Genomic DNA, 13512 nt, shown 5'->3' with positions numbered 1-13512 from the left:
CAAACCGAGATACCCCATGAGCACCTCTCTCCCTATCACCCCCGCGCGCAAGCCTGTCGCGCCGTTGGTGGCCTTTGTCATCCTGGTGCTGGGCGCCTTGTTCCTGCAAAACAGTGTCGGCTCGCGCCAGGTGCTGTTGCTGGTGGTCGGCGCCGCACTGGGCTTGACCCTTTACCACGCTGCCTTCGGCTTTACCTCCGCCTGGCGCGTATTCATCAATGAGCGCCGTGGCGCTGGCTTGCGGGCGCAGATGGTGATGCTCGCGCTGGCGGTGCTGCTGTTTTTCCCGGCGCTGGGGGCGGGCACGTTGTTTGGGCAACCGGTGGTCGGGCTGGTGGCGCCGGCCGGGGTGTCGGTGGTGTTCGGTGCATTTATTTTCGGCATCGGCATGCAGTTGGGCGGCGGGTGTGCCTCGGGCACGCTGTTCACCGTGGGCGGCGGTAATGCGCGCATGCTGGTGACGTTGTTGTTCTTTATCTGCGGCTCGCTGATCGCCACGCATCATGTGGATTGGTGGTTCGCGTTGCCGGCGTTCCCGGCGGTGTCCATCGTCAAGAGTTTCGGCGTAGTGCCGGCGTTGCTCGCCAGCCTGGCGATGTTTGCGTTCATCGCGACCGTCACCGTGCGCCTGGAAAAGCGCCGTCACGGCCAGCTTGAAGAAGGCGTGACCAGCGAACACCAAGGCTTGCGCCGCTTCCTGCGTGGGCCATGGCCGTTGGTGTGGGGCGCGATTGGTTTGGCGCTGCTCAACTATGCCACGCTGGCACTCGCCGGGCGGCCGTGGGGGATTACCTCGGCGTTCGCGCTGTGGGGCGCCAAGGTGGCAAATGGGTTGGGTGTGGACGTGGCCAGCTGGGCGTTCTGGCAAATGCCGGGCAATGCCAAGGCCCTGGCCGCGCCGGTGTGGGAAGACATCACCAGCGTCATGGACATCGGCATCGTCCTCGGTGCGCTGTTGGCTGCGGGCCTGGCCGGCCGTTTCGCCCCCAGCCTGAACATCCCGGCCCGCTCACTGGTGGCGGCGGTGATCGGCGGCCTGCTGCTCGGCTACGGCTCGCGCCTGGCCTACGGCTGCAACATCGGCGCGTACTTCAGCGGCATCGCCTCGGGCAGCCTGCATGGCTGGGTGTGGCTGGTGGCGGCGTTTATCGGCAACGGCGTGGGCGTGCGCCTGCGGCCGTTTTTCTTTGCGGGTGAGCGTCGGCCCGTGGCGTTGAGCGGTTGCTGAGTTACTGCTCAGGGGAAATGTCTGGCGCCTGAGCGGCCTCAGTCGCCAGCTTTTCCCGTTCCGCCTTGCTGATGTATTTATCCTTGGATTTCGGTGCCAATTTGGCGCTGGCCTTTTTGGCTTTGGCCTTGAACAGCTGTTGCAGTTTTTTCTGGCGATTCATGTGGTTTACCCGGGTTGGACAGGCCGGGATGATACCAGCTTAAAAACTGCAACCGGTCTCTGCATCGCAGCGGCACAGGCCTAGCCGGGCTGGGCCGCCAAGCTGTTACTGATGTTGCGCCCCAGTACCAGCACGGTGACAAAACCACAGCCCACCAGCGCCGTGGCCAGGCTCAGCAGCACTGAACTGCCCAACTTGTCGACGATCTGCCCACCGAAGAACGAGCCCAAGGCAATGATCACCTGGAACAAGGCGACGAACAGCGGCATGCCGCGTTCGACATCCTTGGGCGCCACCACAAACATCCAGATACTGGCACAGGCCGGGAAGGCGCCGAAGGCGAAGCCCCACAGCCCGATCAGCATCGCAGCGCCGGTCATCCCCGTGGCGAAGTGGGGGAACAGCGCGGTGCTGGTGCCGATCATCAGCGCGACCAGCAACAGGGTGTGACGCACGCTGCGGTTGGCGGCGAAACCGGCAAAGATATTACCGAACACCCCGGCCACGCCGAAGAGCAGCAACAGCGAACCAATCGTCGGCCCATCGAAGCCGGAACTGTATTTGAAGAACGGCGCGACATAGGTGTAGGCCGCAAAGTGCGCCAGGCCGATCAACAGCACCGCGATCAACCCGACCCGCGCCTGTGGGTTGATAAACAACGCCGGCAGGTCACTGATGCGAATGGCCTTCTCCGGCGTGAGCCGAGGCAGCAGGAACACCTGCGCCAGCAGCACCGGCACGCCCAGCAGCGCGGTGACCAGGAACGTCATGCGCCAGCCCATCAAGCCGCTGAGCCAGGTGCCGACGGGCACACCGAGCACGGTGGCCAGGGTCACGCCCATCATGATGATCGAAGTGGCCTTCGCGACGTCCACACCCTTGGGCGCCAGGCGCCCACTGAGGGCAATGGCCGTGGCCCAGAACCCGCCGATGCTGATGCCCAGCAATACGCGGCCGAACAGCAGCAGGTTGAAGTCACTGGCAAAGGCCACGACCGAGTTGGCGATGATCATGATCAACGTCAGGCCGATCAGCAGGTAGCGACGGTCCATCGCGCCAATGCTTACCGACAGGAACGGCGCGGCGAGGGCAGCCATGATGCCCGGCAGGGTCACCATCAGCCCGGCGTGCCCGGCACTGATACCGAGGTCGGCGGCGACGTCGTTGAGTACGCCCACCGGCAGAAACTCACTGGTCACCAGGGCGAAGGCGCCCACCGCGACCGAGAGAATCGCCAACCACTGCTGTTTGACGCTTTGTTGATTATGTTCGGGACGGCCGCTGGGGGCCTGGAGGGCGCTTGGCATGATGCTGGGTTCCAAGGGGGGATGTCGCCTGAGGGCAGGCGAGGGGGAAGAATTGGGAGGCGATTATAGGAATCGGGCTCGGCAACGCTATAGGCGAGCGGTTCGATAGTAATCATCAGTGCTATCGATGTGACGGGGTTGGGCTGCGTATTTCAGCGGCATCGCTTCGGCAGCCTGCCGGTTATCTGGCAGGCGCTCGATGCTCACCGTGTCAAAGGCTGACGGGGCTAGGCGCTTCTGCCGCAACCGGCCGATGTTGTACAAACGTTGCCTTGACCCTTTTAGAGAACAGTATGTAGGGGACCCAGATCGAGGTGGACACCAATCCGCGCACGGTTTCCTTGGTCGTGTTGTAGTCGAATATGGGTTCATCCACCAGAACAAGCGAGCTGAACCATGCATCAAGTGGAACGTAAATAGCCGAGGCGATGAGCGTGACGATATAAACCTTGGGGAATAAATAATGTTCGCAGAAGAACAGGTAAACCAAATAACCAAAGGCCGCGATAAAGACTGCATTAATGAGGGTTTCTGAAATCAGGATCGCGCCCCATAGGGCGTTAGTCATCGTCGTGCCGGATGAGGTGAGGATGCTGAACGAGCCATCTGCGAATATCGGGTAATACACCGCGATAAGGGCATAGCCCAGACGCGCCAAGGCTATAAACAGGCCCAAGCCAACCACGATCAGCCAACCGCCAAGTCCCTTCGGGTGTTTACTTTCTTGCATGTTCGCTCCGCCGTTCAATGGAGTTAAAACGATAAATAGTCAGCCGTGGCGCGCCATCGGCTCTAAGGTCGACGCCGGCTTCACTGTCGAAATGAGCGCCGCAAAAACTCACTGATCAGCCCCACCACCTGCTGCTGAATCACCGCCCTCGGCCGAGCCCCCTCACCATCGCGGCAAATCATGCCATCGCCCGGCGAACTCTCCTCAATCAGCGCCATGCCGCCCGGCTTGCAGATCGACATAAAGCTGAAGTGCGTGGCGTCGCTGATCTCCACATACTGCGTCGTTGCCTTTGGCAGCCGCTTGACCATGTCGGCGGACTCCAACTGCGGGTCCATATCCTCCGACGGCACGCCCCCCGCAATCACCAGCGCCGGTACCGGCAGCGCGGCCAGGCTGGCGTCGGTGAAACCGCGCGACAGGCCCAGGTCCAACGACACAATGGCGGTGACGCGCTTGTCGCTCAAATCAGCGGCCAACCGGGCCTTGCCGGCTGGCGTGCCGGCGGGGTTCATCTCCTGATAGCCGATGCAACCGCCGAGCTTGGGGTGGGCGTTGCAGTCGCGGCTGAACAGATCCGGATCGAAGCGCGCCCCGGCGATTTCCAGCACGGTCCAGCCGCCAAGGGAATGGCCCACGGCGGCAATCTGGTCATTCGCGACCGCACCAAAGGGCTTCGGCTGAGCCAACACCGCGTCGATCGCGCGACTCAGGTCGGCCGGGCGTTGCCATAACTGCGCGGCAGTTTGCGGGTTGCGATCCTTGGTGGTGGTGCCGGGGTGATTGACCGCCGCGACGATGTAGCCCCGATGCGCCAACGCACTGGCCAGCCACACCAGCTTGCCCCAGTTACCGCCATAACCGTGGGAGAGCACCACCAGCGGATGCTCACTGGCAGCTGGCGGTGCGTCGGGCACGGCGAGGGCACCGATGAACACCGCGTTGTCGGCGATCAGCGTGGGTTTGGCGGTGGCGGCGGCGGGGTACCAGACAACCAGCTCAAGTGGACGATTGTTTTGCGCATCGGGCAGGGTGGCGGTCTTGAAACCGACGGGGCTTTCGGCGGCGAAGACGGGAGCGGTCAGGCACAGCAATAGCAGGGCGGCGAGGGCGTTTTTCACGGTTGTTATCGTCCTTGATATGAGCGACGCATCATGCACTGAATTCCCCGTTCAGTGCCATGAGCCCCGCGCCGTTTTTTACCTGCCGTTAACGCCTACGCATGGGTCAACCCCGTCAACGTATCCGCAATGGTCTTGGTCCGCTGCGCCGTACCCTCCGTCGCCCGGCTCGACGCCTCCAGCACATCCAGCATCTCCCGCAGCGCGCCCACTCCGGTGGACTGGTCTTCAATCTGCTGGGCCACCCGCTGGATCTCACTCGACAACAAGTCAATATCCACACCAATTTCCGCCGCATTCTTACGTGTGATTTCCGCCAGCTTGCGCACCTCGTCCGCCACCACCGCAAAGCCGCGGCCCAGGTCGCCGGCGCGCGCCGCTTCAATCGCGGCGTTGAGCGCCAGCAAGTTGGTCTGCCCGGCGATCTGCTGGATCACCTGCACAATCGACTGGATACGCAAACTCGACCCCGCCAGCGTGCGCGCGCCCTCGACCGCGACATCCGCCTGGCTGGACAGCCCCTCCACCGTGGCCCCGGCCTGCGCAGACACCGTGTTCTGCTGGCCAATCGTGCCCACCAGTTCATCCATCGACGCATGCAACTCACCCGAGTAATGCTTGAGCTGCGACGCGATGTCCTCCTGCTGACGCTGGGCATGGGCCAGCACCAGGCCCAAGTCGGCCAGACCTTCGAACACCGGCAGGATATTGCGGTCCAGCCCACGGGTATTCAGAGTGTTGCTGAAGTCATTGTTCTTGTACGCGGTAATCTGCTTGACCACCACATGGTTCAACCCCGCCAGCTTCTTCACCTGGCGCCGTAGGAAAAATGCCTTGAACTCACCGTAATGGGCGATGAAATTGTCCACGTACTCATCACTGAAACTCGCACCCTTGGCCACCCGAAAGAAGAAAATCGCCGTCAGCGTCTGGTTCAGGTTCAAGCCCAAAATCTCCCCAAAGGTCGAAAACCCCGCCAACGGCACATCCCCAAAAATGCCGGCCATGCTGCCCAGTTCGGCGCCGTTGTTCAGCCGGCGCAGAATGCAGTCATTCAAAATCCCCGCCACCGGCTGGCCGCCCTTGCCGCGCAGGAACTGCTCATAGTCCAGGCGCGTCGTCTCCCGCAACGGCGTACGCCGCACCATCACCAACTCCTCACCCGGCGCCACGTCGCAATACAACTGCACGATCTGCTGCACATAATCGATGCGCGCGATTGAACGCACAAACAACTCACTGCCCACCCGAATCGCAAACGAATAATCCGCCAGCTTCGACTCCAGCGCCTGCGGCGCGCAACTGAACGCATCACACAGCGCCTGCACCATGCTCTTGATATTGCCGCTGCTGTCGATCACCTGGTCAATCGTGCGGTCCTCCACCGACGCCGTCAGCACACTGAAGGTCAAATCCGCCGCCTTGAAATTCTGGCTCTTGAACACCCCAAACCGCACATGCGCCGCCGTCTTCAGGAACACAATCTGCGCATGGTTCTGATAACTGCGCTGGCCGTCATGAATCAGCGTCTTCTGGAAATCCGACTTACCCCCGGCCGATCCCCCTACAAACAAACACGGAAACCGTCCCGACTCATACAGCGCCTCCATAAAAAACGACTCCGACGCCGACAACCCATCGAACACCACATACGCCAACGTATCGCGATGATCGATCGACGTACGCACCTGCACCCGCTTGATATTGGCCACCAACTTGGCAATCCGCTCCTGCATCCCCAACCGCTTACCGCCACCGCGAATGTCCTCACACTCCAGCGGCACCATCACCACCTCGGCCGAGGCGATCAGACTGTCGTCGAACAACTGCAACACAATCCGGTCCCAGCGCTCGCCGGTAGCGCAATACAGCGAATTGGGCGCATTGCAGAGTTCGCCGGAAGTGGTGCAGAGGCTGATGGTGGAGTGCGGGAAACGGCGCTTGAGCTTGGCGGCGATGGCGTCGATGTCCAGATGCGGCGAGATAAAGCCGGTGATCAGGGTGGGGGTGATACGCAGAGCAGTGAGTGCGGCGTCCAGGTTGTTGGCGGTGCTGGTGAGCGTGGCGGTGCCTTGACGATCGGCCCGGGCTTTTTTTAGAAGGGAGAGTGGGTTCATGTGGTGGACTCGATCGAGTGGGGGGGCAGGGGTAGGCGTACGATTAGTAGGGTTATCGGCAGGTTGGGTGGGGGCTGGAGGGGGAGGGTGGGGGATGCGACGGATGGACGCGGGTGTAGGGATGTTCCCCAATATTGACAGGCTGTTATCGGCCGATTGCGGCCGGTTGTGAGCGGCAGCTATCGGCCAAAAGGAGCCAGTCAGATGCGTCTATAAAATCAGAGACGTTTCAGTCTTCTCCGCCCTTCCCTAAACGTGGCAATAGATGGCAACATGCCTCTACTGCCCAAAACACATGACGAACGAAGCAGAGAGGGTAAGGATGCCTAGAAAGACTTTAGTTTTCGGAAACGGGCTAGGAATGGCATTGGATCCACGCCATTTTTCACTCACAAATGCAATGGCTGACGTATGGAATGATCCGTTTGCTATATCAGACATCCATAAAGACTTAATCAGTCAGTGCATGGGGGCCGTCGGCGCAATACCTCAAAGAGAAGACCAACTCGACCCTCTGCACCTGGTAATTTCTGCCTGTAAAACTCTTAGCAGTATAAATAGATCTCAGAGAATGAATGTGCATTGGCTTTCACAAGAAGGCCTTCAATTTCCTATTGCAGTCGGAAACTACATACACAAAGTTGCTACTAGATTGCATTTATATCATGGCGAACTGCCTCGACCATTCTTAGAGCCTTTAATTCGTTTTGTCCGAAATACAAAATCCCACATAGCAACCCTCAATTACGACAAACTGTTATATGGTGCATTTTTAGATGCTAATTTAATGGGCGCCTACAACACTACCACATTGGTAGATGGCATGGTCGGGGCTGGCTTTAGCTCTGACGCACTTGTACGACTATATAACAATAATTTTGGATACTACTTGCACCTTCATGGTTCCCCGTTATTTTTCGATCACCATGGGCTGGCGCGAAAAAGAGACCGTAATGAACTTGACCCCCATTCTCCCGAGGGCTCGGACCATATAGTTCTCACACATGTACGCCATAAGCGATCGGTAATCGGCTCATCAATAGTGCTGTCGACATACTGGAATTATCTAAACTTTAGTCTTAACGAATCGCAGGAAATTATTGTTTTCGGCTACTCTGGCGAAGACAGTCATTTGAATGATGTGATCGCGGCACACGCCCAATCCAAGCACATTGTAATCGTCGAATGGTCGGGCATAGGCCAGACCCAGCAGCAACGACTTGATTACTGGGCTCAAAAATTTAAGACGACAAACTTTCACCATTACTACTTGGCGAATATTTTGACATTCACACAGTGGGATCAAACATACTAAGCTAAAATTTTAATTTTAAAAAAAATATGACTGCAAACATTAAATTGGAATCCGGAAGTGCTTATGGAATTAGGTCCATGGAGTTGGTTGGAAATTGCAAAGCTCACCTCAAGCCTCTTGGTGCCAGGTGCTTTAGCTATTTTCGGTGTTTACATCCATCGCGTTACGAAAAAATTTGAACATCTGCAGTGGCGCAGTCAAAAGCTGACTGAAAAGCGTCTTGCTATATATGATGATCTTGCCCCTCAGCTCAATGATCTACTGTGCTACTACACATACGTTGGCAATTGGCGAGATATCCCCCCACCCGATATAATTGCAATGAAGCGCATCATCGACAAGAAGATTCACCTTGCCGCTCCGTTGTTCAGCGATGAGTTTTTTGCTTCATGCATCGAGTTTCAGAACCTTTGCTTCGAGACAAATACTGGTTGGGGCCGCGATAGCTGTCTTCGAACACCTTTCGAGCGTCGCAGAGACGCTTGGCTCAAAGAGTGGAATACCGAATGGGAGAGTTGCTTTAGCAAAGCAGCAGTCGACCCGACTCTTGTGCGCAAATCGCATCAACGTCTAATGGAAACGTTCTCGAAGGATATTGGCGTGCACCCTCTGGCAACCGCACGTTGAATGAAATAATGTAAAATTGATTATAGTAAATTCTTTTTACAGGCTGAAAACGAACAATTAGTGCCTTGGGTCGAAGGCGGACGTTGGCTAGTGGCTGCTGTCCGCCCTAAGTGAATGTCATTAGCAGCGTACTTCCGGTGAGAAATATTAACTTGCTGCCGATCCATACAGTCTTAGCTAATACCCTACGAGGGCACTGGTGCAGGACTGAGCGATTTCGTACTGTGGAGCAGAATAGATCTACTCCGAGGAAGGGCTGAAATGAAAAATAATTTTTACGACGATGAACCGAAAAGGGTTTGTGTGGGTTGCATTGGCGAAAGTTTTTTGCAGGAAAAAATCGCAGTTGAAGTTGCCGGGAAGTGTTCCTACTGTGATGAAACTAGTTCTCCGTGCATTGAAGTTGAAGAACTTGCGACTCAGGTCGAATCGGCTTTCGAAGCCCACTACGAGCGCACCGCTGAAGAGCCGAATGCCTTCGAGTCCGCGATGCATAGAGACAGCGAGATTGATTATGACTGGGATCGGGAAGGCGATCCCATCTTAGATGTGATAGCAGATATAGTAGGGTGTGAAGAAAACATTGCATCCGACGTGCTTGAGATTCTCAACGTAAAATACGATAACCGAGACCCAAGCGACTCGCATGATGAATGCGAGTTCGCCTTTGATTCCTACTACATACGGAAGAGTTCTTCCGCTGGAGATTGGGATGAATTATGGTTGCGACTAGAGCACGCGCTGAAGCATGAAAGTAGGCTTTTCAATCAGGAAGCTTTGACAATCCTGAACTCAGTCTTCGCCGATTTGCACAAAACGCGCTCACGCACTAATGGGTTGGCACTAATCAAAGCAGGTCTCGGCGAGAATATTTCTGCGCTTTATCGTGCGCGTGAATTCTACTCAGCTGAATCGTTGCAAAGCGCGCTAGTTAAGCCGGTTGAGGAGCTCGGACCACCTCCAGGACGGCTTGCCAAACCAGGCAGGATGAACTCATCCGGAATTGCGGTCTTCTATGGTGCTCTTGATTTAGGATCTGCTTTAGCCGAGGTTCGCCCGGTAGTTGGAAGTAATGTAGTAACGGCAAAGTTCAACATCATTCGTCCAATCACATTGCTTGATCTACGCGCATTGGAAGGTCTTCGCTGTGAAGGAAGCATTTTTAATCCGCTCTATGCAAAGGAGTTAGCGCGTCACGACTTTCTGCAAACACTCAGCAAACGCTTGGTACTCCCGGTGATGCCAAACGAACAGGATCACGAGTATTTGATCACCCAAGCGGTGGCCGACTATCTGGCTTCGCTTCAAACACCTAACGTGGACGGCATCATTTTCCCCTCTGTACAGGATGGGGTCGGAGTTAACGTTGTCTTGTTTCACAAGGCGGCGTGCGTGGAGTCGCTGGGCTATCCACCTTCGACTGAGTTCAATGCTCAGGTGGTGGATTATGATCCAGACACCGGAGATGTGTACCCTTGTTATACCCTTCAAATAAATCAGCCGGCTGTACCAACTAAAAAAGCTGAATTCGATTTCCCTTTTCTGGATTCCTACGAATCGAGCCAGATCCATGCCAAGCATCGAGAACCTTTCCTGAGGCTCGACCTGCAAACCTTGCAAGTCCATGCCATCAAAGCGGTAGAGGTGAAAGCGGAAGCAAAAGCAGTCATGGTGAGGGTAGACACTGCAAGTCCAAATCGAAAGTTACATTTCAGCGCCGACGATTTTTAAATATTTTGAGGGCGTTTGCTTTGTTGTCACCGTCCGCTTCTGGCCGATTTCTGCCTGTCGCGACTGACAGAATCGACCCAAAGTTGACTGTCAACAAGGGGCTGAGTCAGCTCAAGCAAACAGCAATTTTTGAGCCACGCATTCCTTGCAGGAATGCGCCACATAAAATTAATGAATTTTTATTATTGCTGTGTCTGGCGTAGCTTGATTTCAGAACATGGAGAACCGCCTTGAAATCATCCCCTCTCAACTCAGCTGAAAAATTTGATACCTCACGAGCCAATGAGTACGGACGACAGAGCCGTATTGCGCTAGCTGGATATGACGCCTGCCAAGACTTGGCTGCGTGCATGCTGGCGGCAAGCCTGGGCAATACAAGTTCGGCAAAAATACTGGTCGTTGGCGCTGGTGGTACGGCGCAGGAAATTATTGCGATGGCCAAGCTTGAACCGAGTTGGCGCTTCACGGCCGTTGACCCATCCGAGCCAATGCTGGAGGCAGCGAAGCAGCAGTTAGAGGCAAACAACTTGCTTGAAAGAACGGCCATGCATCTTGGGCAAGTTGAAGACCTGGCAGCAGACGAGTCATACGACGCTGCGACCTTGATCGGTGTACTCCATCATCTCGATGGAGATGACGCCAAGCGACAAATTTTACGATCCATTCGGGCTCATCTAAAACCGGGTGCGCCGCTGATTGTCGCGGGGAATCAATACGCTTACGCCAGCCAGCCGTTACTGCTTGCGGCCTGGGGGCAGCGGTGGCGGCAGCATGGAGCCAGCGCGGATGAAGTGAAGGTCAAGCTTGGGAAAATCCTTCAAGGCGCTGATCCTCCACATTCCGAGGCGGCGGTTCAAAAACTCTTGCATGACGCCGGGTTTGGAGACGCTACCCGTTTCTTCAGCAGCCTTTTCTGGGGGGCGTGGTTGTCGTGCAAAGTGGTCTGAACATGATCACGAATGACTGCTTCTGGCCGACAGCTGCCTGTCGCTCTGACCCCCTTGTTGTTGACCGATATAGGCATTGACGTAAAATCGCCACCCCAAAAAATCAGCTTGAATAGCGAGAAGGTGCTTCGATGCAACGGGTGATGATTGTTGGTCAACCTGGGTCTGGCAAAAGCACTTTGGCGCGTAAGCTTGGTCAGCGCACGGGCTTGCCGGTCGTTCATATCGACACTATCCACTGGCAGCCAGGTTGGATAGAACGAAGCCGGGACGAGAAGACGCAGCTTTGTCTCGAGGTCGAGTCCCGTGATTGCTGGATATTCGAAGGTGGTCATTCGGCCACTTGGGACAACCGGATGGCCCGTGCAGATCTTTTGATATGGATTGATCGTTCGACGACGCTTCGATTCTTGCGCGTACTGCGCAGAACGCTGCTCCAACGCGGTCAGTCGCGGCCTGACTTGCCGCCTAACTGCCCCGAACTGCTGGCGAACCTGCCGGAATTTTTTAGATTCATGTGGCGAACGAAAAGATCAGCGCGCGCAAAAATGCAGCAACTCGTCGCAACTGCGCCCTCAGCTTGCCGCGTGGTTTATCTGCGGTCTAATCGGGATACTAGGATTTTTCTCGCGAGCGTTGGAAATTCGACCCTGGCCTAAGCAAGTACGCTGAGGAAGGTCTAAAGCATTGGCCGATGCCGGTCAAAAAGCGGGGGGTAGCGAGCCGGTTTGTTCTCTGCCTCTCGCCAAGGACCGCAATCGGCCAAACACTACTGGTCGTCACGCTAAGGTGTGGCAATGCTCTTCAAAATAGGCGTCGCCTTGAGGGTAAAGGCCGCTCAATACCCTTCCATAAACAGCACAGCCTCCAATTGGCGGGCGTTGTAGGCCAAGTCAGATCGTGCGTTAAGCGCTTGCACAATGGACGCGACAAGACGATTTGCATCGAGCTGCGCTGGCCATGACATATATGCATTGCGCCATACGGTACGAGTCGCTCGTGGCCGACTACCGCCACGTCCAGCAATCAGGCCTAGGTTGGGATACTGCGTCTTGAAGGAATCGAGCTCGACGTCATCGAACACGGCCTCAGCAATAGCCACCAATGCGGTGGCTACACGTGAGTCATAGATCACAAAGTCGTCTGGGTAAAACATGGCGTACAGCTTCGTCCATGCACTGTTCATCGCAGCAGGGTTCTGAGCGTTGCGATTAGCCGCACGTTGCAGGTTGGCGACCACTGCATCGGCATCCTGTGTGGGCAGGCGCACCCCGCCCCACTGGCAGATAGACGCGAATAACGCCAACACCGCGTCGGCATTACCGGCAAGGTCAAGACTTAGCACTCGAGCCTGAGCAATAAACCCCCGCAGTACTTGCTCAGTAGCTACAAAATTCACTCCCGGGGAGGGCCAGAAGTAGCTGCTCAATCGTGCATCCAGTCCCTGAGCCGCCTGGGCTGGGTATACCTTCCGGCGGCGGCGATCGTAGATTTGAAAGGGTTCATGTTCAAGGTAGAAAGCAAAGCGCGCTTCCCAGGGGCTCAAGTCATGGCAACCCAGGGGCGCCTCGGCAGCCGGCTCGACTTCAGCGGTCAGCTCCTGCGTTTCGTCCAGGCCAAGCAATTCATACAACCCGTCGGCGACACGCCGGTAACGCGCCACATGGCCGTTGCGCGCCCAGTAACCGGTGTGCTCACACAGGTTTGCCAGCTGCGTATTGATTGTGTTGGCGGCGAAAAAGTCTAGGCCCACGCGATAGCGTTCGTTGGCATCGGTGGGGCTTAAATAGACCCTGCGGCCAGTGGTTTTAAGGTCTGCGGTGCGGAAGTGTAGCGGTAGCGCGCCGGCGTGGATTTCAAGGGCGATTGCGTCGTGCAGGGCCATTAGGCATTCCAAATGCTGGGGATAAGAGGTGTTCCGTTATAGCGATAGGCTACTCGGCGTAGGGCGCGTAATCCAGTGGGGTAAACGTACGGCTAAGACTTTCAAGCAGGGCTGCGCTTAAGCCCAATCGCCTTGCGTTTGCCCCCATTTAATAAGTCAGTAATCCGACCAATAAAGCCTGGAGGCCTAGTGGCTATTCATTAACAGCGCTCAGCCGGTAGGGCGTGGCAACAACAGTGCGTCAAAATAAAGTTCTGCGGCGTCGTGCCGATACATTGACGACTATCGCTACGCGCTCAGGGGGCTCTAACGAAAACCTTGAGGACGTTGGGAGTCATGGC

12 protein-coding genes are annotated in these 13512 nt (G+C 56.4%); 6 read left to right on the top strand and 6 right to left on the bottom strand.

What is annotated here, in order from left to right; all coding sequences use genetic code 11:
• The first annotated feature begins 16 nt into the window (after positions 1-16).
• On the top strand, positions 17-1228 hold the full coding sequence (locus tag AB1462_RS22840; protein ID WP_367247985.1) for a YeeE/YedE family protein: 1212 nt from the start codon (positions 17-19) through the stop codon (positions 1226-1228).
• Position 1229: 1 nt separating this feature from the next.
• On the opposite strand, the gene AB1462_RS22835 is transcribed toward AB1462_RS22840, so the two are convergent.
• The 5 genes from AB1462_RS22835 to AB1462_RS22815 all read right to left on the bottom strand — a co-directional run bounded on the left by AB1462_RS22835 (position 1230) and on the right by AB1462_RS22815 (position 6666).
• The gene (locus tag AB1462_RS22835) at positions 1230-1391 is read right to left on the bottom strand and encodes a DUF2986 domain-containing protein (protein ID WP_090406832.1); all 162 of its coding nucleotides are present in this window, start codon (positions 1389-1391) and stop codon (positions 1230-1232) included.
• Between the two features lie 80 nt (positions 1392-1471).
• Positions 1472-2698 carry an MFS transporter gene (locus tag AB1462_RS22830; protein WP_259192003.1) on the bottom strand — a complete coding sequence of 409 codons (1227 nt, stop codon included), beginning with the start codon at positions 2696-2698 and terminating at the stop codon, positions 1472-1474.
• A gap of 211 nt (positions 2699-2909) precedes the next feature.
• On the bottom strand, positions 2910-3428 hold the full coding sequence (locus AB1462_RS22825) for a DUF2569 domain-containing protein (RefSeq protein WP_090406826.1): 519 nt from the start codon (positions 3426-3428) through the stop codon (positions 2910-2912).
• 80 nt (positions 3429-3508) lie between these two features.
• Positions 3509-4549: an alpha/beta hydrolase family protein gene (locus AB1462_RS22820; RefSeq protein ID WP_367247984.1), complete on the bottom strand. Its 1041-nt coding sequence runs from the start codon at positions 4547-4549 to the stop codon at positions 3509-3511.
• 95 nt (positions 4550-4644) lie between these two features.
• Positions 4645-6666, bottom strand: a complete 2022-nt coding sequence (locus tag AB1462_RS22815) for a methyl-accepting chemotaxis protein (RefSeq protein ID WP_276544320.1) — start codon at positions 6664-6666, stop codon at positions 4645-4647.
• Positions 6667-6988: 322 nt separating this feature from the next.
• Here AB1462_RS22815 and AB1462_RS22810 point away from each other — a divergent pair, with 322 nt between their 5' ends.
• The 5 genes from AB1462_RS22810 to AB1462_RS22790 all read left to right on the top strand — a co-directional run bounded on the left by AB1462_RS22810 (position 6989) and on the right by AB1462_RS22790 (position 11945).
• Entirely contained in the window at positions 6989-7981 is a 993-nt protein-coding gene (locus tag AB1462_RS22810) for an SIR2 family protein (protein ID WP_259192001.1), read from the top strand.
• A 63-nt stretch (positions 7982-8044) separates the two neighbouring features.
• Positions 8045-8608 carry a hypothetical protein gene (locus tag AB1462_RS22805; RefSeq protein WP_259192000.1) on the top strand — a complete coding sequence of 188 codons (564 nt, stop codon included), beginning with the start codon at positions 8045-8047 and terminating at the stop codon, positions 8606-8608.
• Between the two features lie 261 nt (positions 8609-8869).
• Positions 8870-10339 carry an RES domain-containing protein gene (locus tag AB1462_RS22800; RefSeq protein ID WP_259191998.1) on the top strand — a complete coding sequence of 490 codons (1470 nt, stop codon included), beginning with the start codon at positions 8870-8872 and terminating at the stop codon, positions 10337-10339.
• Between the two features lie 230 nt (positions 10340-10569).
• Complete coding sequence (locus AB1462_RS22795) at positions 10570-11286, top strand: class I SAM-dependent methyltransferase (RefSeq protein WP_259191997.1); 717 nt, start codon at positions 10570-10572, stop codon at positions 11284-11286.
• A 131-nt stretch (positions 11287-11417) separates the two neighbouring features.
• Positions 11418-11945 (top strand): AAA family ATPase, encoded by a 528-nt coding sequence (locus AB1462_RS22790; protein WP_259191995.1) that lies wholly within the window; start codon positions 11418-11420, stop codon positions 11943-11945.
• A 179-nt stretch (positions 11946-12124) separates the two neighbouring features.
• On the opposite strand, the gene AB1462_RS22785 is transcribed toward AB1462_RS22790, so the two are convergent.
• Complete coding sequence (locus AB1462_RS22785; protein WP_367247983.1) at positions 12125-13171, bottom strand: hypothetical protein; 1047 nt, start codon at positions 13169-13171, stop codon at positions 12125-12127.
• Between the last annotated feature and the right edge of the window lie 341 nt (positions 13172-13512).

It is taken from the genome of Pseudomonas sp. SB113 (genome assembly GCF_040754745.1).
GTDB lineage: Bacteria > Pseudomonadota > Gammaproteobacteria > Pseudomonadales > Pseudomonadaceae > Aquipseudomonas > Aquipseudomonas grimontii.
The sequence above is the reverse complement of the archived record's forward strand: the minus strand, read 5'-3'. Positions and strand labels throughout refer to the sequence as shown.

Bases quoted from the DNA above. Each gene is read 5' to 3' on its own strand.
- AB1462_RS22840 (WP_367247985.1), top strand. From the start codon at position 17: ATGAGCACCTCTCTCCCTATCACCCCCGCGCGCAAGCCTGTCGCGCCG.
- AB1462_RS22835 (WP_090406832.1), bottom strand. From the start codon at position 1,391: ATGAATCGCCAGAAAAAACTGCAACAGCTGTTCAAGGCCAAAGCCAAA.
- AB1462_RS22830 (WP_259192003.1), bottom strand. From the start codon at position 2,698: ATGCCAAGCGCCCTCCAGGCCCCCAGCGGCCGTCCCGAACATAATCAA.
- AB1462_RS22825 (WP_090406826.1), bottom strand. From the start codon at position 3,428: ATGCAAGAAAGTAAACACCCGAAGGGACTTGGCGGTTGGCTGATCGTG.
- AB1462_RS22815 (WP_276544320.1), bottom strand. From the start codon at position 6,666: ATGAACCCACTCTCCCTTCTAAAAAAAGCCCGGGCCGATCGTCAAGGC.
- AB1462_RS22810 (WP_259192001.1), top strand. From the start codon at position 6,989: ATGCCTAGAAAGACTTTAGTTTTCGGAAACGGGCTAGGAATGGCATTG.
- AB1462_RS22805 (WP_259192000.1), top strand. From the start codon at position 8,045: ATGGAATTAGGTCCATGGAGTTGGTTGGAAATTGCAAAGCTCACCTCA.
- AB1462_RS22800 (WP_259191998.1), top strand. From the start codon at position 8,870: ATGAAAAATAATTTTTACGACGATGAACCGAAAAGGGTTTGTGTGGGT.
- AB1462_RS22790 (WP_259191995.1), top strand. From the start codon at position 11,418: ATGCAACGGGTGATGATTGTTGGTCAACCTGGGTCTGGCAAAAGCACT.
- AB1462_RS22785 (WP_367247983.1), bottom strand. From the start codon at position 13,171: ATGGCCCTGCACGACGCAATCGCCCTTGAAATCCACGCCGGCGCGCTA.